Raw genomic sequence first — 21597 nt, 5'->3', positions numbered from 1 at the left:
CTCATCTTTCCCTCCCGCGCGGCCGTGATGGCCGTCTGGAAGGGCGAGACGAGGCCGGCTGAATTATCCCCCCGTTTTTTTTCGGGACAGGATGATGGCGCCGTCACTCTCTTGGGCCGAAAGTCCGAAAACCGCGCTGAGTTTTCGCGCGAGCGACGCGCTGTCGGTGACATCGAACCGGCCCGTGACCTCAAGCGATCCGAGCGCGGGGTCAGCCAGCCGGATTGACTTGCTGTTCACCCGGTTCGCTTGATCGATGACCTCGCTGAGCGGCAACTTGTCGGCGACGACCCGAGATGTCGGTTGGACGTTTGCCACGGGTAGCGTCATTGCCGTGTCGGGCGTCGACCGAGCGGCGTCGCCGCGCGGCAGATGAAGCGGTTCGCCGCCCTGTACCTCGACCGTGTCGCCGGGGTTCAGTCTGACCGTGCGTCCGCCGGGCGCTGTCGCCCGCACATCGACAGAGCCGCTGACCAGCCGGACGCTCGGATTGCGTCGTGTCAGATCGACTTCGAAGATGGTGCCGAGTGCGACAATTTCGGATCCCCCGGCGATGACACGAAAGGGCCGGGAGGCATCGTGCGCTACGGTGAAACGGGCACGGCCGCCGGTCATGACGACCTCCCTGTCACGCTCCGAAAATCTGGTCTCGATCTTCGCTCCGTCGAGGAGTTCAACCAATGTGCCGTCGACCAGCCGAACGGCTTCGCCCTCGACGGACCGGGTCGCGATTTGCGGACCGGTCCCGGCACGCCCGGCATACCAGGCGCCTCCGAGGGCAAGCATGACGACGAGCAGGAAAGCCGTTGCCCAGCGTAGCCGGTTTGATCCGGAAGGGCGCAGCGCACGCGCCCTGATCCGGCCCGCGACATTCACATCGAGAGCCGCCCAGCGCTTTTCCGCCTCGGCATAGGCCGCGGCATTTTCGGGATCGGCCATCCACGCATCGAACTTCGCGCGATCAGCCGCCGCATCGCTCGCGCGCATGCGCGCGAACCATTTTCCCGCTTGTACCTCGCGGCTCATGACCGCGGACCTTTTACGCGAAGGATTGCCGTCATGGCCTTGGCGATTTGCTTTTCCACGCCCTTCTCGCTCATTCCTGTTGCAGCCGCAATTTCGGCATAGGACATACCCTCGAACCGGTGCATCAGGAAGATGTCGCGGGTTTTCGGTTTCAGGCGTTCGAGACGGTCCTCGACACGGCGCATCATGTCCCTTGCTTCGAGCGCGGCGTGGGGGTCGGACCCTGGATGCTCGGTATCGTCATATTCATGATGTGCCGAGGCGAAGCGACGCCGGTCGACATGGGCACGTTCGATGAGCAGGTTGCGTGCCGCTCGTGCCAAATAGGCTCCGGGCTTTTCGATCCGCGACACAATATCCGCGCCGCTTGCGGCAAGGCGTTGGAAGCACTCCTGGACCAGATCCCCGACATCCTGTGAATTCGTCCGTCGGCGCAGGAAACGGGAAAGTTGCGGCTGGTGCTCTTGATACATGGCTTCGATAGCCGCAGACTTATGCTGGTTGCCCCAGTCATCGATTTCGATCTGAAATGCAGGCTCCGCTCGCCGGCGCGCTTCGGCAGCCTCTTCGTCATAATCCATTGTCTCGCCTTCCCGGACGGGAGGAAAGGCGGCCTAAAGCCGGGTGTTGAGAACACACTTGAGGCGCGTGCGCCGTCGCCTTTAGCCCGAAGGCTTGTACATACGCGACGGCCACCCGGACAGGATGGCGAACAGGTGTTTTTGCTCAAAGGGTTCTCAAGCCCCGGCATCGCGCCGCCTGCCAGCCCGATGCCCGTTCAGCATAATCGATTGCTTTCCAAGAGCAAGACTTCCGCCGGACCATGCCTCATCGTGCCCGGACACTCGGAAAAGCAAGGGGATGCGCGCGCTTCTTGTTCGGAATGCAGGGAGTGAAGGGGGGGAGTCAGAAAGGTGGTGGCGGTCGCTCAGGCTGCCGGTCTGGCAGGAGGATCATCATGTCCAGCAACGGGAGCGGGAGTAAGCGGTTGCGGATCGCGCGGCGGGCGATCCGCCGAATGGAGCCGTTCGATCGCGCCGTCTTTCTTGCGATCCGGTTCGAGAACGCGGGCTACGAGGATTTGGCCGAAAGACACGGCATGGGCATTGAAGAGATCGAGAAGGCGTTTGCGCGCGCCGTCCATATCCTGATCACCACGCCGCCCCCGCCGTGGTGGCAGATCTGGCGCTATTGAAGGCCGCGCCCTTGACTTCGAGACGCCACCGCCCTGAAACGGCGTCATGGGAAAATATGATGCGCTTGGCGCCTTCCTCAGGCGGTGGAGGGTTTGCCACGATGCCGATGGCGTCGAGCTCAGCTTTTCGCACATCGAGAGCATCATTGGCGCGGTTCTTCCGCGCGCGGCGTTCGGTGCCGATTGGTGGTCAGCGGCAGAGTTTTCGGAAGTAGAGCCGCCCCATCGACGTGCCTGGCTCGATGCGGGCTTCGAGGCGGTTGCCAAACCGGCTCGCGAATGCGTCTATTTCCGTCGTCGAAGCGGCGGCCAGTAGGTAGAAAGATATCCGACTATGCCGGGGTCAATATGATCAGGATTGATTGTCCATATTATTCCTCTACATTGTGACGGACGCGAGGTTTTTATGAACAAACAAACGACCCTGAATGTCCGTATTGGCGGCGCCCTCAGCGATTTCGTGGCGACCAATGTTGGCGACGACGGCTCCTATGAGAATGTCAGCGAATATGTCCGTGATCTCATTCGGCGCGATAAGGAACGCGCGGAAGCGGAGCAATTCGCCCGCTTGAAGGCGGAGTTGCAAAGGGCCTTCGCAGCGCCTGACTCTGACTTCGTGGCTCTCGATGCCGATGCGGTGATCGGTCGGGCGCGCCGAAACTGACGATGGCTAATTTTCGGGTTTCCGCGATCGCCGGGCAGCGGCTCGACGAAATCTATGCCTATACGCGGGAGAAGTGGGGAGATGCGCAGGCAGAAGCCTATGTGCGGGGCCTTTTCGACTGTTTTGGTCGGATCGCCAGGCGCGAGCTTCTTTGGCGGGCTATTCCGGCTGAATTCGGTGTTGATGGCTATTACGGCAAGTGCGAACATCATTATGTCTATTGGCGTTTGCTCGGCGACGGAACTGCGGGCATCGTTACGATCCTTCACGAACGCATGCATCAGATGGATCGTTTCCGCGACGACACCGCGGCATAAGGGGCTGCGGCAGTTCCGAAGCGCAGGGCGAAAATGAAAACAGAAATCGACCACCTTCCGGCAAAGCAGCAGGGCGAACTCGAACGCATCAAGGCCGTGCTGATGGAGGAGTTCGCGCGATCGATCGAGCGCGCGACACAGCCTGGCAAACGCAACGGCAAGATCCTGAAGATCATCCTGTTCGGCAGCTATGCCCGCGACGATTGGGTCGATGAGCCGGAGAATGGCTATCAGTCCGATTTCGACCTGCTGATCGTTGTCAGCCATGAGGATCTCACCGACATCTCCGACCATTGGTACATCGCCGAGGACAAGATCCTCCGCGACCCCGATGTCGGACGGACGCTGAACATCATTGTCCATACGCTCGCCGACGTGAACCGCGCGCTCAGCCGCGGCGAATATTTCTGGGTCGATATCATCCGCGATGGCGTGATGCTATACGACCTGCCGAACCATCCTTTGGCAACGCCGAAGCCGCTGACGCCAGTTGATGCCTATGAAATGGCCGTGGGGTATTTCTCGGCAAATTTTGCGGAAGCCGGGCGCAGACTGGAAGCGTTCGATTTCGAGTTTGGTAAGGCCATGCTTGACGGGGGATGGCTAAAGGGAGCTGCATTCGCATTGCACCAAGCCGTTGAGCGGCTTTACGGGTGCTATTTGCTTGCAAACACGTTCTATTTTCCACGCTCGCACAATATCAAGTTCCTGCGATCGCTCGCAGAGGACCGCGAGCCGCGCCTGGTTGAAGCCTGGGCTCGCGACAGTAAGATCGACCGCCGCCGCTTCGAATTGCTGAAACGCGCTTATGTTGAGGCTCGATACTCTGCCAGTTACGAAATTAGCGCTGCCGACCTCGAAGCGCTTGCAGCGTCGGCCGAGAAATTGCGCGCGATCGTCGAGGCGATCTGCGGTTCACATATCGCGGACCTGAAGAAAGCTGCCGGCGGCAGCTAAAATCCTGGTTCGTTGCCCGTGATCAGTTTCAGGAATTCTCGTACTGTGACGATCTGTGCTCCGGCATGGCGTTCCAGGCTCAGCAAGTCGGCCCTGTCTCCCGTGATCAGATATCCGGGTTTCGCCGCTTCGATCATTGCCAGCAGATAATTGTCCCACGGATCGCGGCTGACGGAGACGTCCGGCAGGTCCTGTGCCATTATGGCGGCGCCCTTCAACTCGTTGACCATTCGTCCGGCGACTGCAGGATTCAGCCGGGCGCGGATTTTGGGATAACGAGTGACGCGCCGAAGTTCGTCCAATTGTTCGGCAGATGTGACCAGCGCGACCCTGCCCTGACGCCATAGGGCAATCAGCTGGTAGGGCAGCGACCGTTCATGCAACAGGGCGCTCACAAGCACATTGGTATCGATAATGACGCGCATGCGTCAGTTCCGACGCGCGTCGGCAACCGCTTCGTCTATCAGACTATCCATCTCCTCCGGTGACAGGTCATCGAAACCGGCACGGGCCTCCGCCAACGTCAGGTCGAGCAGGCGCCATTTCACCGATTCTTCGATAAAACGCGACAGGTCGCCCTTCTTCATGCCACGCTGGGCAAGATAGGTTCGGACATCGATGTCGGTTTCCGGTGCGACATTCACCGTCCAGCGGGTTACTTCGCCCATCACACATTCCCTCATCGTCGCTAAAGCGGTTATACGCTTATCATCTTATGTGCCGTCTATCAACCGACCAGCCTAAGGGGCGTTGGAATCACCGCAAGCAAACGGGAGGCTCGTTTTTTGTGGTACCAATATTCGAGCCTCTGCAAGACCGGCGCCGGGCCGCAGCTTTCGTCTGCGGCGCCTGCCTATCTGGCTTTTCGCGCCGGAAAGCGCAGAGGCTTGGTTTGGGCGAATGTCGGATGTCGCGGCACATCAAGATGATCCGACTTTCGATGTCGAAGCCAACCGACTGCGTTTCTGCCGCGAGCTGCTCATGGAGCGGCGAATAATGGACCGCTATATCCGGGAAATCAGCCTGAGCCCTGCAAGCTGGATCATCTTGCTCGAGCTTTATTCAGCTGACGCCGCTAGCAAACGATTGTCCGTATCCAGCCTCGGCTATGCGAGCGGCGTTTCGATCGCGACGGCCGTTCGGCTGACCCAAAGTCTAGAAGCGCGCGCGATCGTCGAACGTCAACGAGATCCGCACGATGCGCGCCGAACAAATGTGGCGCTTTCGGCACGCGGGAGAGCATCTCTTCGGTGCATCTTTGACGATTGCGTGGCGAACAGGGCTGCAGCGCCAGCCCTGAAGAATTAGCCCATTGCAACCTGAGGGAAGGGAGGGGGCGTGGCGAGCGTGCAATCGAAATCGGCGAGGGGAGCACATGTCGCTTAGCTCCCGAGGTAATTCGTTCGATTTCGGCACCACTCCGAATTCCCATGCGTTGCCGTCGATGCTACATTTGAACGCGAGGTAAGCCATGCAGAACACGCCTTCTTCAGCGATCCCGGAGCTTGAAATTCCGCAGCCCGCTGCGGCCGATTGGCTGTGGCGCCCGTGGTATGCCAAGCTCTGGTGGGCAGCGATCCCAATATATTGGACGGTGGCGGCGGCGTCGTTGAAGATCCCGGCCCTGCGGGCGTTTTTCGAGAGCGCTTTCGCTGGCTATCTGACCGCCCTCTTCTTCCCGCTCACGGCGCTGCTCGTACTGGGGTTCGGATTCGTGCGCGCGTGGCTCGATAGGCCTTTCGCCGGCGACCCGCTCTCGGATGAGGAAATCGAGGAACTCGAACGTATCAAGATCGAGCAGGAAACTCTGCGGTATCCCCCAGACCATTTGCGTCCCGTAGGCGATATCTACGATCCGTTCTCGGGCACGATCTATATCGGCAATCCGCTCAGTCCCAACAACGGCTCGCGAATCTAGCGCTTCTTGTCGCTGTTATCTCCGTCGAATGGACCGTTGGCGAGATCAGTCGAGAACCGGCCTTTGCTCAAGATCGATGACTGCTCATACGACGTCATCGGGGCCGTGATGTCCGCAGTACCTCGCGCGGAATCGGCCTGACCAAGATAGCGATTCCGTAGCCCTTCCTGTCCAAGCACTTGTCGGTTCAACTCGCGGGTGAACGTCGCTTCGGGAGTTTCTGACCGCGCGGCGGCGCGTTCTGCTGCGGAAATCGCCCCGCGAACTTCATAGTTGACGATATCAAGGGAAGCTTGGGCGTTTTCACTGCTGATCCCGACGTCGCGGCTGGAAAACCCGAGGCTTCCGCCGACATTTCCCGAAGTCGCGGTTTGCGATCGTGAACCGCCTTTTTGCTTACCGCCACGGGAAGCATAATCGCTGCTTTGCGCGCTGCCGCCGATGTTGCCGCCGACAGTCGTTCCCATGGTGATCTGATCCTGTGCCGAGCGCGATATCGAACGCTGCCAACCCGTCTGCGCCATGATTGCCGACACATCGCGCTGCAGCGTATCGGCCACCTGCGGATTAAGCCGCCACTCGCCATTGCGATCCATCTCGAACCCGCCTTTGAGCCAGTTCGCCATCATGGCCTGACCCTGTTCGCTGCTCAGCATATTCTCGATCGTGTCGGGTCCGGCCTGCTTGCCGGCCTCATATTTGGTGCTGGTGTCGCTGCGCGCCGATTGCGAGAATCCCGTGCTGCTCGACACCAGCAGATCATTGTCCGCGAAACTGAACCGTGCGCGGCCGCCTTCGGCGATGGCGCCATATTGGCTGTCGTTGATGAGTCCTGCCGCCCGGAGCTGGCGCGCGACGTCGGGCGATACATTGAGATTGAGGTCGCCATTCTGCGCCATCGCGAGCTCGCGCTTGGTCATGTTGATGCCCTCGCTGCGCAGTAGGCCCTGCATGCGCGTCAGCCGCTCATTGTCGACGATACGCGTCAGCCGCTCGTTGCGTGCGCGATCGGCGATGCCCGCCGCGCCGCCCTCGGCCATGTCGACCTGGTTGCCCGCCGTGCGGCTGAGCGCCCCGATGAAAGCATCGAGCTGCGCCGCGCCGCGGGTCGACATGCCGGCAGCCGCAGCGCCTTCGGCAAATCCGAAATTATCACTCTGCCGCCGCTGCTCGCCGATCCGCGCGGCGCCGCGCACGCCCGAATGACCAATTTCGCGTTGGGCATCCAGCTTGCCCGACCGCTCGGCAAAATCATAGCCAGCCGCTTCGCGGGTGCGGCCATAGACGCTGGTACCCTCGCGCCCCGCCTGTTCGGTCGCGCCGTCGGCCGTGCCGAGCTGGACCGAGGCGTTGTAGGTTTCGAGGGCGCGCATGACCTGCGCCTCGTTGCGGCCCGTGGCGCGGGAGAGGGAGGAGATGGCGGACGAGCGCGCTTCGCCCGAGAGGGTGTTGATGAAGGAGATGCGGCGCGCGGTTTCGTCGACGGGAAGGCCGAGCATCGCTGCGGCATTGCGCTGGCCTTCATTGCTGCCGGTCCGATACGCCTGCTCGGTCGCGACATTGCGCCGCTCGACGGCCGCGACATTATCGCCGGCATAGTCGCGCCGCCCTTCCATCGCGCCGACATTGACCTCAGCCCCGGTCAGATCGTTCCGCAGCATCTGCTCCTGGTCGAAAGTGTTGGCGATGAGCTTCGCGAAGGTCGGATCGGCCGACGCCTGCGCGATCACCGTCGAGGCCTTGAGCTCGGCATCCTTCCCCGCATAGCCGTTGCGCTCGAAGTGCCGCTGCGCGCCCTGGAACATCATGTCATAGGCGCGGGTGTCGCCGAATGCTTTCCACTGGACCATGTTCTGTGCGAAGCGCGCAAAGGCGCGCTCGCCCGCCTGTCCCTCGCCGAAATAGCTCGTGCCGAGCCCGCGCAGCGCGTCCTTCTCGGCAAAATTATGGATCGCCGCCGTCGTCGCATTGGCGCGCACGGCCGCGGCGGTCGCGGGATGAGTGAGGTCGCGGCCGACGAGTGCGGGCGCGAGCCCGCCAAGATCGCGTGCGGCATCGGTCGCGCCGAGTGCGAAGCCCGTCGTTCCGCCTACCCCGGGGGTCCGATCGGCGAGATAGCCGCCGGCGGCGCCGAAGGCGCGGTTGCTGCCGAGCGTCGAGCGCTCCCCGAAATCCCCGAAACTCGATGTGGCGCTGCGCCGTGCCATCGTGCCGGTCGCGGACGATTGCGCCTCGAGCGCCTGCGCGCGGCCTTCGTGCGTCATGATCGAGGTCGCCGCCGCGGTGCCCTGGCCCTGGACGCCGAGCGCGCCGCTGGTGAAGGAGGTGAACACGTTTCCGGAGAATCGGAACACGGTGAACACGAACGCGCCGGCGAGCCCGGCGGCGGCGGTGCGGAACGACCCGAAGATCGCGAGCGCCTTCATCGCCGAGCCGGGGGCGAGCATCCAGGCATTGGCGGCGACATGGTTCGAACGCATCTCGGCAAGCACGTCCATCGCGCGGCCGAGGGTCAGCTGATAGATGCCGGCGTCGATCACCCCCCACATGGCGACGAACACGAAGAGGCCGAGCGCGAAGCTCGCGACGCGCAGGTTGATCGGGGTCAAGATAAAGAGGAGGGCGATCGGCATCATGAACAGCATGATGCCGAAGACGGTCGCGCGGATCGTCGGCATCCATTCGTTCGCGGTCGACATGGTGGCAAGCCCGCTCGAGACGACGGCGCGGTTCGCCATGACGCGCGCCGCGGTCGCGGGGCTGTCTTCGAAGAGCACGTCGCCGACGGCGTTACCGAGGTTGATGTTGGTCATCAGTTGCTGGAGCGTGAGCGGGGTGCCGAGCATCTTGTCGCCGAGCGCGCCAAGGTTCGAGCGGCAGCGCTGGAGCTGGGCGGCGTTCGATATGTCATAGCCGGTGCGTTCGCACACCTGCCGGCTATAATCCTCGAAAAGCGCCGGATCGGAGAGGCGGTCCGAGATATGCGTCCATGCCTCGGTGCAGCTCACCGTGGTGCCGCCCTTGTCGGAGGCGGTGAACACCGTGCTGAAGGTCGCCGGCCCCGCCATCGCGGCGAACGCCTGCGGCAGGTCGGTGGTGGTCCTAAACAGCTGATCGTCGTCGATGCCATAGGCGGGCGACACGCGCGCGACCGGGTAGCATTGGCGGACATAGTCCTTGATCGTCGCGTCGAGAAAGCTGTCGGTCATCGGCCCGCGCGGGGATACGGCATTGAGAAAGAGATCGAAGCTGTGCCCGCCGGCGCCGAACTCGAGCTTGGCATTGGGATCGAGCGTATTGTCGTCGATCGTCTCGGCGATCGCGCGTTCCATCATGTTGGTGACGCCGGCCACGAGCACGATCAGGTTCGGCACGTCGCCGACCGGCTGATAGGCATTGCGGACACGGTCGTAGACATGGACCGTTCCCGTCGTCGCGACGAGGCCGACGAAGAGGCCGATGCCGACGAGCGTCTGGAAGCCGAAGGCGACGATGCCCATGCCGTTGCCGCGCACGCTCGCGAGGAGCGCGCCGAGCGCGATGCCGGCGACGGCGATGATCACCACCAGCGTCTCGTAGCGCGGGTCGGCGAAAATCATCGAGACAAGGCGGAACGCGTCGACCGTCTCGTTGAACCCGTCATAGGTGTGGAAGCTCGTCTCGAGCGCCAGCGCGGGAGCGGGAACGAGCGCGAAGGCGGCGGCGAGCGTGGAAGGGAAGGGCGCGCGCATGGCGGTCAGCGGTTGGCCGCGGCGCCCGCGGCATCACGAGCATCGCGGTCGCGCTGGCGGACGAGACCGGCGTAATTGGCGGAGAGGTTCGCCTGGTTCAGCGCGGCCATATAGGATTGGCGCATCTGGGCGCGCTGGCGCAGCACCTCTTCGCGCAGCCCGTGGAGCTGCTCGATCCCCTTGGTGAGGATGCGCGTCTGGCAGATGTTGGAATTTCCCGCATCGGCCGCGCCCGCCGCCGCGGCGCCGCGCTCGGCGTTCGACAGCGCGAAGTCGAGGCTGCGGGTGAGGTCGTTGAGCATCTGGTAGGCGAGGGTCAGCGCGACGAGTTCGTCGGTGTCGCCAATCACGCTATCCTCGACGCCTTCGCGGACGCCCCACTCAAGCATGCGGTAGATCGGAAGCGTCTTCACATTGGCGACGAACTGGCGTTCCTCGGCCGTGAGCGCGGCCCGGGTGCGGATCTTCGTCGCGATCGCCTGCATCCGCTCGCGCGCGAGGATCAGCGCGCCGCGGCCCGGTCCGTCGACGCCGCAATCGGCGCCGGTCGGCGGCACGTTCAGCGCGCGGCGCCGGACGCGTCCGGTCAGGAAATCCTCGACGCCCTCGGTCTCCTGGCGCGGGCAGGCGGGGATCGCCGAGAAGAGCGGCACCTTGTCGGTCGCATCCCAGCGCATATAGACGTCGCCGACCCGGGCGCGCATGACCCCGGTCCATTCGCTCGCGCCGACCCGCGCGGCGGCATGGGCGAGGAGCGAGCCGGTGCGGAAGATGTCGGTGACCTCGCGCGGGCAGTTGGCGAGCGCGTCGCGCAGGTCTTCCGTCGGATTGTTCTGGTTCGCCTGGATCTTCTCGCGGCTCTGCTGATAGCTTTTCGCATAGCCTTCCTTGATCGACTTGTAGCCGGTCATCTCCTCGATGATCCCTGACATATTGTCGTCGCCCTTGGCGATCTGGACCATGCGGTTGGCGAGGCGGCAGTCGTTGACTTGGATCGAGTTCAGATAGTTGGTCGCCGCCTCCATCTTTGAGATGATGTTGCCCATCTTCTCGTCGAGGGTTTCGAGGAGATATTGGAAGGCGACGGCGGGCGCGGCCTGCAGGATGCTTTCCAGCTTCTGGACGAGATACTCGGGATCGAGGAAGGACATGCCGCCGAGGAACATGTCGATCCCGCCGCAGCCGGCGCGCACTTTCGGCAACGTCACGCTCATGAGGTAATCGTTGTGGACGTCGACGCGGCCCGAGAAGCCGCCCGCGGTCACATAGCCGCGCGCCTGATCCTCGAAGCTGCCGGGCGAGGTGTAGGTCACATTGTCGAACCAATGCTCGGCCCAGCTTTGGGCATGAGCCGGCGCGGCCATTCCCATAGCTGATAGCGTAGTGAGCGCAGCGATCATCTGGCGGGATTTTGGCATGACTTGCTCCTTTCAATCCTCTCGGGCCGGGTTCGCCATGATCAGCATGTTATGCAAATTAACCTTGCAAAACTGGAATAGAACTCCATAAATGCAAGGATGATTGATCGCCGTATCTCGACGGAACTGGCGGAAAGGTTGGCCGAAGTGCCAGCTGTTGCGCTCATCGGCCCAAGACAGGTCGGCAAGACCACGCTCGCGGTTGAAATCGGCGAATCCAGACCCTCGATCTACCTCGACCTCGAGTCCGATGCGGATCGCGCCAAGCTGGCGGAACCCGAACTTTATCTTGCCGGACATGCGGACAAGCTGGTCATCCTCGACGAAGTCCATCGTTTGCCGGGACTGTTCCAGATCTTGCGCGGGCTGATCGACGCCGGTCGGCGTAGAGGCCAAAGGACAGGCCGCTTCCTGCTCCTCGGCTCGGCATCGATCGATCTTCTGCGCCAGTCGGGAGAGAGTCTCGCCGGACGTATCAGCTACCTCGAAATGCGTCCGCTCGACGGGCTTGAAGTCGGCGATGATCAAATTGACCGGCTTTGGGTACGCGGCGGATTTCCCGATAGCTTCCTTGCGGCGAGCGATCGGGCAAGCCAGCGATGGCGGCAGGATTTTATCCGCACCTATCTCGAACGCGATATTCCAATGTTCGGTCCCCGCATCGCGGCCGAGACACTCCGCCGTTTCTGGACGATGCTCGCACATCATCAATCCGGCCTTCTCAATGCGGCCGAATTTGCCCGGAGCCTCGGCGTCGACGGCAAGACGGTCGCTGGATATCTCGATCTTCTGGTCGATCTTCTCTTGGTCCGACGTCTCGAGCCGTGGCACAGCAACGCAGGCAAGCGTCTCGTCAAATCGCCGCGCATTTATGTCCGCGACAGCGGACTCGTTCACACACTGCTTGGGCTTTCGTCCTACGAAGATATTCTCGGCCATCCCATCGCGGGGGCAAGTTGGGAAGGTTTCGTCATCGAAACGCTGATCGCCGCTGCCCCGGAGGGGACGAAAGCCAATTTCTATCGGACGGCGGCGGGCGCGGAAATCGATTTGCTGCTGACGCTTCCTGGCGGCGAGCTTTGGGCAATCGAGATTAAGAGGAGCCTGCAACCCAAGCTTGAACGCGGCTTTCATCATGCCTGCGACGATCTCTCGCCCGCGAAGCGATTGCTGATCTATCCCGGCCGCGAGCGCTACCCGCTTGCCGATGGCGTCGAAGTGATGCCGGTTGTGGTCGCCGGTCATGCACTTCTCGCGGAGGTATAGGCGGGCAGTGTTCATGGCTTGGCACTGCGCTGCGATGGCGCTCCCGGACTGTTCCCGACGATCCCCGTAAACTTGGAAAGCGCACGCACGCCGACAGCGGGTTTCACCCCAGTCAGCATCTTGGCGGACAGATAAAGATTGCGCGCGAGGTTCGGACTATGGTCGGTGCCGACCGCGATCGGGATGATACGGTTCGCGTCCTTCACCGGGCGTACCCAGGCTACGGGATGCCCGACCCAGGGGAGGCCGACCCGACCCGAGCGCAGCATCGCTTCGTCGGCGCCGAGCGCCCGAACCCGCCAGCCATAACGGCGTCCGAGGTCTTGGAGCTTCGGCCAGAGGTCGGCGCAGGGGAGGCAGCCCGGCGCCGTGCTCATCTCGACGATGAAGGCGCCGCCCGCGCCGCGCAACTCCTCGGCGAAGTTAGGCGGAAAGGACCGCGTTACCGGAACGCGCGCGAGCCAGACGTTCATCTCGGCCGCGCTCGCAACCGGGTGGATCGCGGCGCGCGCCGCCTGCTCGCGCGAAGGGGACTGCGCGAGCGCCGGCAAGGCGAGGCCGACGCAGAGCAGCGAGAGGAGGGCGCGCGCCTTCATGGCCGAGGTTCGAGGCTCGAGGTGACGAGATCGCCGCCGAGTGCGCGGGGATCGGTCGCAGAGACCGGCCCCGCCGACAGGGCATCGAAGAAGCCGTCCTCTTCGCCCGCGCCGGTCAGGAATTGCTCGGGCCGGATATCGCCGAGCAGCAGCCGCACCGCCTGGTAAGCGGTCTGCGAAAGGTTCGGATAGGATTCGACGCCGCTCGCGATCACCATGCGCTGGGCGCTGCCGCGGCGGATCACCATCGTCGTCGGCGTGATCTCGACCCCGAACCGCGTGGCGAGTTCGGGCCGCTGGTCGATGTCCATCAGCGTGACCTGCCAACCGGTTTCCTCGCGGAAGCGCTCGATGATCGGCCACTGCACGCGGCAGTATCCGCAGCTCGAGCGCGAGAACATCACGAGCGCGAACTGCCCGGCCTGGCCGCGAAGATAGTGCCGCCGGACCTGCTCCTTCTCGGCCCCCATCGTGGCACGCGCGTCCCCGACCATCGGGTTGGCGGACTTGGCGCTGAGTTCGGGGTGATGAAGCATCGCGACCTGGGTGACGCCGGCGAAGGCGCGGGCCTTTCGCCTCGCAAAGTCCTGCAAGCGCCAGAAATCGGCGACGGCATCGATCGTGAGCACGGTCGCGGCATAGTCGCGCTGCGCCTCGATCAGCTTGCGGATCTTCGGCGGCGTTAGGCGCGCAAGCTCTGCCATCGGCGGAATCCGGGGCTTCGCCAGCGCTTCGGGGTCCGCATCGTCATCCTTAGGCGGCGGGGCCTGATACCACCAATAGCCTTGCTTGGGTTCGGGCTGAGCCGTGCGGGAAAGCTGAGCCGCAGCGGGCACCGCAACGCCGACGGCCAGCGCGACGAGCGAGAGCAGGGAAGCGCGCATCACAACAACTTCTCCATCCGCTTGAGCTCGCCGATCGGCACCGGGCCATAATAGCGGCTGTCGAACCCGCTCGGATGGTGCGAGCCGACATAGATGGTGCCGGGCAGGATCAGCCCGTTGTCGGGACGCCAATGCTCGAGCCGCTGGCCGTTTCGCCCGAACGGTTTGCTGATACCGAGCAGCTTGCCTTCGCAGAAATACCAGCCGTCGAGCGCATTGGGTTCGAAGGTCGAAGGCTTCTCGATCAGGCTGATGCGCTCGCCGGGAAAGCAGAGCGCGAACTTGGTGACATTGACAGGTTTTGGTCCCGCGAGCGGATGCGAGAGCGTGAACATGACGAGGTCGCCTTTCGCGATCGGCCCCGGCGCGGCGCGCACGGCCCAGGCGTCGATCGACGGCGACATGACCCAAGTGACCTGTGCCATCGCCCAGCAGGCGAAAAGGCCCGAGGGAATGACGATCGCGCAGGCCTTCCATAGCCGGTTCGGGCGCGCGGGCTGCCCAAGCCCTTCACTGCCGAGCGCGACCGCCGCGCGGCGCGGCAGTCCTTTCAGCGCGATGGCAAGTCGCTTACCGAGCTTCCAGGCGTGACTGAGCATCGCGCACCTCCTCCTTTCCGCCGAGGCGGGCAATTTCTTCGAGCAGGCCGGAGAGCGCCGCGTCACCGTAAACGACATGGGAAGCGCGCGGACTCTCGTCCTCGCGCTCGCAATAGGGGAGCGCCGGATCGCCCGGGATCATCGCGAGCGCAGGCACGCGGGCGACGCCGTGCTGGCGGAAGACCAGCGGGTCGACGATCACCTGGATGTCGCGCATCACGCAGGCCGGGCCTTCGCAGCCCGGATCGAGCCGCAGCATCTCGGCGGTGAGCTTCGCCATCGGCGCCACCTTGGTCATCCCGCCCGGCATGCCGCGAAATGCGATCACGCCGCGCGCCTTCTCAACCTGCGCGGCATAGGTTCTGAGCGTTGCCGTCGGCATCGACGAGGAGACGAACAGCACGGGCACCCAGCCCTTGGTCGCTTGCGCCGGCCCCGCATCGGCGATGGCCTTCATGTCGGGCGCTTCGAGGCCGAGCGCCTGGCCGAGCCGCTTCGCCATCGCCTCGCGCTCGGCAGCGAAGCGATCCTTGCCGGCCTTGAGCGCGTCGCGCGCACGTGATTCCATTGCCGGAGACTTGGAGTGGCCGCGCAGGGCTTCGAAGGCGCGGCGGCGCTCGGCTTCGGTCGGCTCCGGCAGCTCCGATGGAGCGTGGACAGACTCGACTTTTGGCCGCGAGATTGCGCCGCGCAGCCGTTCCATCGCGGCATTGCCTTCGCGTTCGATCTCACTGCGCGCCGACGAGGGCTCTTCGGTCCCCGGCGACACCTGCGCTGTCCCGGCGCTGGGCATCCCCGCCCATCCGGCGAGCGCGATCAGCGCGGCAAGGCGCGGCCTAGCGGCCGATGGCCTGCGTATAGGCATCGATGCGATCCTTCATGTCGATCTGGATGTCGGCTTGCGCGCGGGCCTCGATCTCGTTGTAATATTCGGACAGGTCCATCCGGCTGAAGTCGAGCGCCTGGAATTCCTCGGGCGTGAACCCCCGGCAGTTCGGCGTCTTCACCGGCCCCCAGCCATCGGCAAAGGACTTGAGTTGCGGACGGCCCTGTTCCTGGATGATGCGGCCGAGCTTGGTGTTGAAGCAGCAATGGCTGCGCGATTTCTGGACGCAGATGCCGAGGATCTTCGACGAGCAATAGCTGCCGATCTCGACGCACATGCCCGAGCCGCGCAGCATGCCGACTTCCATATCTTGCTGGTCGCAGGAGGTGAGCAGGAAATCGATCATCACGTTGATCGCGAGGCTGATCGCGATCGAGGTCGGATCGATGCCGACGATGATCGCATTGGCGCCCGCGCTCGCCGCCTGGCTCGCTGTCGCCCCGGCTTGGAAGGCGGCATAGGCGGCCTTGGCGCCGGTGAACACGCCCTTGGCGATCGCGATCTTGGTCTGGGTCGATGCGAGCGACGAGCCCATGCCGTCCTTGACGATCTTGCCCTTGTCCTTGCAGCAGCTCTGGAAGCCGGTCTTGAGCCCGGCGGGGCGGCAGCGCAGCGCGCGGCCCGCGAAGATCTCGATATTGCCGAGGCAATTGCCATCGGCATCGACCGGCCCATCGGCGGGCGCGCCGGGATCGTCGATAACGGGCTCATCCTCGATCGGGTTCGCGGCGGTATCGATACAGCTATGCGGCGAGCAGGCCGGAACGCCGCCGCTCGTCGGCGTCTCGCAGCCATATTGGGGTCCAAGCGGGCACGACCAGCCGCCGCCGGGCTCGGCTGCGCACCAGGCGCGCTCGAGCGGACATTGCCATCCGCCGTTTGCTGTTCCGGTGCAGCTTGCTGTTTCGCCGGGGCCGTCGGCCTCGCCGCTGCCGTCGAGATCGGCGGCGCAAATCTGCTGGGCGTGCGCTGGCGCGGCCGCGAGCGCGCTGCCGATAGCCAGCCCCAGGACTAGCAAAAGGATCAGCGCGGCCCGGTGCGGCCAAGGGATGTCGCGCCAGCTCATCGCGCCGTCGCCGTGCAGGCGAGATCGGCGCCGGCGAGCCGGACCGTCTGCATCACCACCACCGCTTCGGGGAAATCGTCGAGACAGCCGCAGGGGCTGACGATCGTCTCGCCGGGACCCGCCGGGCAGACATTGTCGGCGCGGCAGACATGATAGAAGGTGTCGAACCCGGTCGGGTTCGTCTGCCTGGCGCCGACGACGCCATCGGGCGCGGCGTCTGCGTTCGCCTTGGGCGCCCGCGTCTTGCAGATCGCCTCGCAGGCGGGCACCGAGCCGCGGTCGGGGAGCGCGAACGGCCGCGTCAACGACGCCATGCCGCCGTCGGCGGTGCGCACGCGGTCGGCGAGCATCGTCTCGGTCGAATGGTCGATGATCCACGCGCCGCGCCTGAGATCGGGCTCGGGCATGGAGCCCGTGTCGACGACGCATTTATAGCTGCGCTCGCGGCGGAAGAAGTCGCGGGTGAGTTGGATGGTGCACGACCCGGTGCCGAACAGGCGGGTTTGGGTGAGGGGTCTCAGGCCGGTGCTGATGCCATTGCGGAAGGTCTGGACGCCGTCGACATTTTCGCTGTCGAGGCGGCACTTCGTATCGCCGCCTGTGCCCGCGCACAGGTCGACGAGCCGCTCGCTGGGCTCGCAGCCGGGCGAGACGCGGATCTCGACATCGACGAGACCCCATTGGGTCGTGAGCGGCGCGCCGCCGCCCCCGCCCCGCACGCGCGCCGATACGGTTGCGGGACCTGCCCGGAGGTCGGCCGTGAAATCATAAGGCGTATAGTTGCGCGCCGCGCCGCCGTCGGTGCGGCAATCGCCAGAAGGCAATCCAGTGGTCAGCCAGGGGCGCGGTCCGGCCGAGCTGACGATGCGGCCGTTGACGCGGCCCTGGACCCAGTCGTCGGCGCCCATCTCGACGATCTGTGCGGATATAAGCTTCGCGGGGTCGCTGACTTCGAAGCGCGCGGTGAAGATTGGCGGCGATCCGCTGCAATCGCCGTCGCCGATGATGCGATAGCGGCGACATCCCTCGCCGCAGTCGCGAACCGAATAAATGGAGCCCGACGCGGAGACGATATCGTCGTAACCGAGCGGCAGGAAGGTCACTTCGCGCTCGATCGTGCAGGCCCGGACCTGCTCGGCACGGCCCGTGCCGGCAGGTGAGCCAGCGAGCGACTGGAACAGGCTGTTCGACCGCGATGCGGCAAAAGCGTCGCCCTGGATTGCGGTCGGGTTCGCGCGATAGGCCGTCTGGGGCAGGGCGGGATCGGGGCTGCACGCGGTCGATTGCGCGCCGACATATTGAATGACGGGACCGTTCACCCGTGCGTCGGCGACACCGTTGCGCGGATCGTGGCTCGACAGCGCGCCGACCGCACCGCCGCCAAGATCTTTCAGCACCGACGGCAGATTGCCCATGACGAGGTTCGCGCCGCAACTGTTGTTGACGCAATAGCAGCCGGCGAGCGCAGGCATCTCGACTTCGGCGAGCTTGAGGTCGCCGCTGCTGTCGACATCCCATTGGAAGCTGCGGCAGTCGCTCCAGCTCCCGGGGCGGCAGGAGATCACGCCGTTGGCGCAAATCCCCGACACCGGCACGGGCAAGGTCGTCACGCTATCGAATTGGCCGTCGATATCCTTGTCGCGCGCGATGCGGACGGTAGTGATATCGCCGCCCGCGCCAGGCTGGATCAGGATTTCAAGGAAGTTCGCCGTCTTCTGGCAGGCGAGGTTCGGCGTGAAGCTCTTGCTCTTGTCGACCGTCGCGATGGACTGCCCGGCGAGGCCGGGGCTGATGTAATTTTCGAGGATGGCTTCGCTGTCGCTGCTCTTGGAGCGCGACGCCTCGGCCGCGGTGCGCGCACGGTCCTCGATCGTCTGGGCCAGCGCCACGCCGGGGAGCGCGGCCGAGATAGGCAACAGGGCAAGAAACCGCGGGGTCACGAGCGATTCCCGTCGATGGTGCGCGAGCCATGGGCCACGCGAAACAGGTCTCCCGCCCGGAAATCATCGCATCCGGGCGGGAGGAGCCGAAACGCCGCCTGGCCTTCGAAGACGGTGAGCACGGCCTTCACCTGCGAACGCAGCGGGGTTGAGGCACAGCTTTCCGCCGTCCGAGGTTCGGTGGCCGCCTCGGCTGAAGGTGGAGCGGCGCCCAAGGAGAGGGGGCAGGGCGCCGCCCCCGCCTCGCGCGCCTGCCGGCAGCCACCAGGGCTGTGGCGGGCAGACCGGGCCGATTCCGGGCTGCGCGCAAGGCGATCGGTATGCGCCGGAACCGGCGCCGCATCAGGGCGTCGAGATGCCAGCACAGCAAATCGCTTTCTCGAAGAGCATGAACTGGGCGTTGTCCTTGCCGGGCGCATGCTTGCCCGAGGTCCAGAGTGCGCCCGGGCGGCCGATGTTGACGCACTTGCCGCCCTTCACCGGCTCCATCAGTTGGAGCTTGTATCGGCTCTTGGTCCAGATGGGCTGCGGCTTGAACGAGCAGCCGTCCGCCGAATGAATAGTGAGCGCGCCCATGCGGCCCATCATGAAGGTGCCGCGCGCGGCCAGCCCTGCCCAGGCCTCGACCCGGTCGCCCATGTGGATGTCGCCGGCGACTGGATAGGTCGAGCCCCAGCTTCCCATGCACCAGAAGAGCGGATCGACGACCTTGCCGGCGGCGGCGGCCGCGCTGTCTGCCATGCAAGCGAGACCCGCCGCGGGGTTACCGAAGAGGATGCCTTCGGGCTGGATGATCGCACCCAATGTTCCCGACTGCCAGGTCGGCATAACCTCGGTCATCAGCGCAACGTCGAACCCGTCATCTTCGAGGCAAGGAAGGTCCGTGAACATGTCGAGCATCTTCCAGACCGGCGCCTGGTAATAATGCATCTGTGCAAACAGCTTGGTCGTGTTGGTGCCATCCGAGATCGACGACTGACTGCCCTGCAGGCGCCCGCCGGTCGGCATGATGTCCAGCCCAAGCGCCATCATGCAGCCGGGCTCGGTCACGACGTCGATCATCCGGTTGGGCGTCCAGAAGCTCACCTTCACGCCGAACCAGAAACTCGCGCCCTTGCGGCAGGCGCAAAGCGGCCTGGAGGCCGACTGGGCGTCGAGCGCCTTGTCGAGCTTGTCATAGCTGCCGACGCGCACGCCGCCGATCGTGATCGGGAAGATGCAGTTCCAGCGTACCTTGGTGATCGGGTTGAAGATCGCGTCCGAGGGGCATTTGGAGGCGTGGACGGGCGCTGCAGGTAACGCGATTCCGGCGAGGAGCGCGGCGGCAAGCGCGGCGAACTTCAACCGTCTCGCCCGCTTCGCGCTCGCGCCGCGCGGCTCGGTGCCGGACGGCGCGTCGAAAGGGACGGAGCGAGCGAGCATAGAATCTCCGTTGCGCCGCTCGGGGCGCGTGAAGGTCAGCGAAAGATGGAAAGGCGGTGTTCGATCCTGCGATCTGCCGGTATCTCGGCCCTATCCGCGGGCAGGAATGCAGGTCTGAACGCCCCGCAACAACGGGTGGGGCGCGAACGTGCCGACGAGAGGCGCGGCTGTTCCGCATTTGCCGGCGGAGGCTTCGGGAATCCCCGCGAACTATCCGGACTAATGACGAGTGACGATCCGCTCGAACTGGCGCCTCAGCGGTGATCACCCAGCGCGCATCGATCGTCGGCGGCCTGGAAGCCGCGTCGCTCTGGTTAGTATTTCACGAGATTGGCGTGCCGGCGCAGGAATGTCTTGTTCTCGCGGCTGTCGTCGCAATAGGTGGGAAGGTCATGACCTTCCCGGCGACTCACAAGAACTCCCGCGTCATCCTCGCGAAGCCGCGCGCGATATTTCGCACGATGCTCGACCCTGAGACGATTCCGGCGTGGCGCCTGCCGAGCGGCGTGACGGCCCAGATCGAACATTTCGACTCTCGCCCGGGCGGGGCTTACCGCATCGCATTTCAGCAATCGCGGGAGGGGCCAGAGGAGAGCGAATCGAGCAAGGTTGCCGGTGTCGTCGACGGCAGGTTCGCGGAAATTCTTCCCGACGAGCGGATCGTCGAGAGCGTCCGCTTCGACATCGCAAACCCTCCCTCGCAGGGAGAATTGTCGATCACGACCATACTCGAGCAAGTCAAAGACGGGACAAAGGTTACGATAGCGGCGGCGGATGTTCCGTCCGGGATCAGCGAAGGCGATTGTCGCGCCGGGATGGATATGATGCTCAAGAAGCTCGCCAACTTCGTCGAATAACGATCAAAAAAATGACACCCACCCGGCCGAAGCCGAATGGGTGTCAAGATGAAGATCCCTGTCCTCGTTGCCGAGGGAGAGCTCTCCTGGGTCGCAGTGCCGGGTTATGCGCTCTGTTCGATTCGGGATTGGATGAAAGCGCCAAAAGGCCAGGACGCGAAAGATTGTTCCGCTCTGGGCAGCGAGCAATGGCCAATCGTTGCGAAGGGCGCGCGGTCTATTTAATCGGACGTCGACGTTCGATCTCGAACTCCTGCAGTTCGAGCTTCTGCCCAACCTGCTCCACGATGACGGGCGCGACGGTCAGTCCGAGCCGATCCCTGATACGCTCTTCGAGGATGAAAAGCGGTCGTCCCACCTTCTCACCGAGCGCGATCGGATCGGTCGATGCTGTCTCTCCCCCGGCCAGCAATATCCAGTCGATCGGACGGGCTTGCATGATCGCCCAGCCAATATCACGCGGATGCACGACCACGAGCCGCTGCGGCAACGATACATAGGCAAGGGGATTGAAGGTGTAGCCCTTCGGGTAGAGCAGCTTGCCATCGGGCAAGCGAATTTCGAAATCGAGCGTATGAAAGGGGATGACGGTGCGCCGCCGATCCACCGCCGCGACGCCGAGGGCCGCGGATTTCATAGCGCTCCAGCCTTCTCGTGGCCCGAACCGCTCGGCGATACTCGGCGGCTGCCGCGCCGCGCGCGCCTCAATCTCGGCGAGGGCGTCGGGCTCGGCAATCGGCCAGGTCCGGCCAATGATCGACGTCTGACCATGCGCTGACGCGCCTATGAAGACGGCGGCGGCGACAAGCCCTATCGACATCCCGAACTGCAAGGCCGCGAGCCGGATACGCTGGG

The 21597-nt window shown here is 64.2% G+C and carries 23 protein-coding genes; 9 read left to right on the top strand and 14 right to left on the bottom strand.

Features of this window, described 5'->3' with window-relative positions:
• Positions 1-63: 63 nt before the first annotated feature.
• Together RIA72_RS10785 and RIA72_RS10780 are read right to left on the bottom strand one after the other, a co-directional pair.
• Complete coding sequence (locus RIA72_RS10785) at positions 64-1026, bottom strand: FecR family protein (protein ID WP_120218825.1); 963 nt, start codon at positions 1024-1026, stop codon at positions 64-66.
• The gene (locus tag RIA72_RS10780; protein ID WP_120218826.1) at positions 1023-1607 is read right to left on the bottom strand and encodes an RNA polymerase sigma factor; all 585 of its coding nucleotides are present in this window, start codon (positions 1605-1607) and stop codon (positions 1023-1025) included. Before RIA72_RS10780 ends, RIA72_RS10785 begins: the two co-directional genes overlap by 4 nt.
• Before the next feature lie 407 nt (positions 1608-2014).
• Here RIA72_RS10780 and RIA72_RS10775 point away from each other — a divergent pair, with 407 nt between their 5' ends.
• The 5 genes from RIA72_RS10775 to RIA72_RS10760 all read left to right on the top strand — a co-directional run bounded on the left by RIA72_RS10775 (position 2015) and on the right by RIA72_RS10760 (position 4159).
• Positions 2015-2221, top strand: a complete 207-nt coding sequence (locus RIA72_RS10775; protein ID WP_120218827.1) for an RNA polymerase subunit sigma — start codon at positions 2015-2017, stop codon at positions 2219-2221.
• A 46-nt stretch (positions 2222-2267) separates the two neighbouring features.
• Positions 2268-2537, top strand: a complete 270-nt coding sequence (locus tag RIA72_RS17480; protein WP_215353387.1) for a DUF7662 domain-containing protein — start codon at positions 2268-2270, stop codon at positions 2535-2537.
• A 90-nt stretch (positions 2538-2627) separates the two neighbouring features.
• A complete protein-coding gene (locus RIA72_RS10770) occupies positions 2628-2885 on the top strand; it encodes a ribbon-helix-helix domain-containing protein (RefSeq protein WP_215353386.1) in 258 nt (85 codons plus the stop codon).
• Between the two features lie 2 nt (positions 2886-2887).
• Positions 2888-3202, top strand: coding sequence for a type II toxin-antitoxin system RelE/ParE family toxin (locus RIA72_RS10765; RefSeq protein ID WP_120218830.1), 315 nt, complete (start codon positions 2888-2890; stop codon positions 3200-3202).
• A 33-nt stretch (positions 3203-3235) separates the two neighbouring features.
• Positions 3236-4159, top strand: coding sequence for a HEPN domain-containing protein (locus RIA72_RS10760; protein WP_120218831.1), 924 nt, complete (start codon positions 3236-3238; stop codon positions 4157-4159).
• On the opposite strand, the gene RIA72_RS10755 is transcribed toward RIA72_RS10760, so the two are convergent.
• On the bottom strand, positions 4156-4584 hold the full coding sequence (locus RIA72_RS10755; protein ID WP_215353385.1) for a putative toxin-antitoxin system toxin component, PIN family: 429 nt from the start codon (positions 4582-4584) through the stop codon (positions 4156-4158). The two genes, RIA72_RS10760 and RIA72_RS10755, sit on opposite strands and share 4 nt — an antisense overlap.
• Before the next feature lie 3 nt (positions 4585-4587).
• A complete protein-coding gene (locus RIA72_RS10750; RefSeq protein ID WP_172594965.1) occupies positions 4588-4827 on the bottom strand; it encodes a ribbon-helix-helix domain-containing protein in 240 nt (79 codons plus the stop codon).
• A 328-nt stretch (positions 4828-5155) separates the two neighbouring features.
• On the opposite strand from RIA72_RS10750, the gene RIA72_RS10745 reads away from it, so the two are divergent.
• Both RIA72_RS10745 and RIA72_RS10740 read left to right on the top strand, forming a co-directional pair.
• The gene (locus RIA72_RS10745) at positions 5156-5467 is read left to right on the top strand and encodes a MarR family winged helix-turn-helix transcriptional regulator (RefSeq protein ID WP_350032145.1); all 312 of its coding nucleotides are present in this window, start codon (positions 5156-5158) and stop codon (positions 5465-5467) included.
• Positions 5468-5630: 163 nt separating this feature from the next.
• On the top strand, positions 5631-6077 hold the full coding sequence (locus RIA72_RS10740) for a hypothetical protein (protein WP_215353384.1): 447 nt from the start codon (positions 5631-5633) through the stop codon (positions 6075-6077).
• Here the strand turns inward: RIA72_RS10740 and RIA72_RS10735 are convergent.
• Positions 6074-9808: a conjugal transfer protein TraG N-terminal domain-containing protein gene (locus RIA72_RS10735; RefSeq protein WP_294027739.1), complete on the bottom strand. Its 3735-nt coding sequence runs from the start codon at positions 9806-9808 to the stop codon at positions 6074-6076. The two genes, RIA72_RS10740 and RIA72_RS10735, sit on opposite strands and share 4 nt — an antisense overlap.
• Positions 9809-9813: 5 nt before the next feature.
• Entirely contained in the window at positions 9814-11226 is a 1413-nt protein-coding gene (locus RIA72_RS10730) for a conjugal transfer protein TraH (RefSeq protein WP_294027737.1), read from the bottom strand.
• A 99-nt stretch (positions 11227-11325) separates the two neighbouring features.
• Between RIA72_RS10730 and RIA72_RS10725 the strand changes: the two genes are divergently transcribed.
• Entirely contained in the window at positions 11326-12492 is a 1167-nt protein-coding gene (locus RIA72_RS10725; RefSeq protein WP_294027735.1) for an ATP-binding protein, read from the top strand.
• 11 nt (positions 12493-12503) lie between these two features.
• Here the strand turns inward: RIA72_RS10725 and RIA72_RS10720 are convergent, their stop codons facing one another.
• From RIA72_RS10720 to RIA72_RS10690, 7 genes are all read right to left on the bottom strand, one after another.
• A complete protein-coding gene (locus RIA72_RS10720) occupies positions 12504-13088 on the bottom strand; it encodes a thioredoxin domain-containing protein (protein WP_062770264.1) in 585 nt (194 codons plus the stop codon).
• Positions 13085-13972 (bottom strand): conjugal transfer protein TraF, encoded by an 888-nt coding sequence (locus tag RIA72_RS10715; RefSeq protein WP_215353381.1) that lies wholly within the window; start codon positions 13970-13972, stop codon positions 13085-13087. The genes RIA72_RS10720 and RIA72_RS10715 overlap by 4 nt, the downstream gene beginning before the upstream one ends.
• Entirely contained in the window at positions 13972-14571 is a 600-nt protein-coding gene (locus tag RIA72_RS10710) for a S26 family signal peptidase (protein WP_062770252.1), read from the bottom strand. The genes RIA72_RS10715 and RIA72_RS10710 overlap by 1 nt, the downstream gene beginning before the upstream one ends.
• The gene (locus tag RIA72_RS10705) at positions 14543-15274 is read right to left on the bottom strand and encodes a type-F conjugative transfer system pilin assembly protein TrbC (protein ID WP_294027729.1); all 732 of its coding nucleotides are present in this window, start codon (positions 15272-15274) and stop codon (positions 14543-14545) included. Before RIA72_RS10705 ends, RIA72_RS10710 begins: the two co-directional genes overlap by 29 nt.
• 133 nt (positions 15275-15407) lie before the next feature.
• Positions 15408-16523 carry a conjugal transfer protein TraN gene (gene traN, locus RIA72_RS10700; RefSeq protein ID WP_062770246.1) on the bottom strand — a complete coding sequence of 372 codons (1116 nt, stop codon included), beginning with the start codon at positions 16521-16523 and terminating at the stop codon, positions 15408-15410.
• A complete protein-coding gene (locus RIA72_RS10695) occupies positions 16520-18463 on the bottom strand; it encodes a hypothetical protein (RefSeq protein WP_294027726.1) in 1944 nt (647 codons plus the stop codon). The genes traN and RIA72_RS10695 overlap by 4 nt, the downstream gene beginning before the upstream one ends.
• 342 nt (positions 18464-18805) lie before the next feature.
• On the bottom strand, positions 18806-19885 hold the full coding sequence (locus RIA72_RS10690) for a TraU family protein (protein WP_082813418.1): 1080 nt from the start codon (positions 19883-19885) through the stop codon (positions 18806-18808).
• 260 nt (positions 19886-20145) lie between these two features.
• Here RIA72_RS10690 and RIA72_RS10685 point away from each other — a divergent pair, with 260 nt between their 5' ends.
• Positions 20146-20742 (top strand): SRPBCC domain-containing protein, encoded by a 597-nt coding sequence (locus RIA72_RS10685; RefSeq protein ID WP_062770243.1) that lies wholly within the window; start codon positions 20146-20148, stop codon positions 20740-20742.
• Positions 20743-20959: 217 nt separating this feature from the next.
• On the opposite strand, the gene RIA72_RS10680 is transcribed toward RIA72_RS10685, so the two are convergent.
• Positions 20960-21562 carry a hypothetical protein gene (locus tag RIA72_RS10680; protein ID WP_062770330.1) on the bottom strand — a complete coding sequence of 201 codons (603 nt, stop codon included), beginning with the start codon at positions 21560-21562 and terminating at the stop codon, positions 20960-20962.
• Positions 21563-21597 lie beyond the last annotated feature (35 nt).

Source organism: Sphingopyxis sp., from assembly GCF_040216815.1.
GTDB lineage: Bacteria > Pseudomonadota > Alphaproteobacteria > Sphingomonadales > Sphingomonadaceae > Sphingopyxis.
The sequence above is the reverse complement of the archived record's forward strand: the minus strand, read 5'-3'. Positions and strand labels throughout refer to the sequence as shown.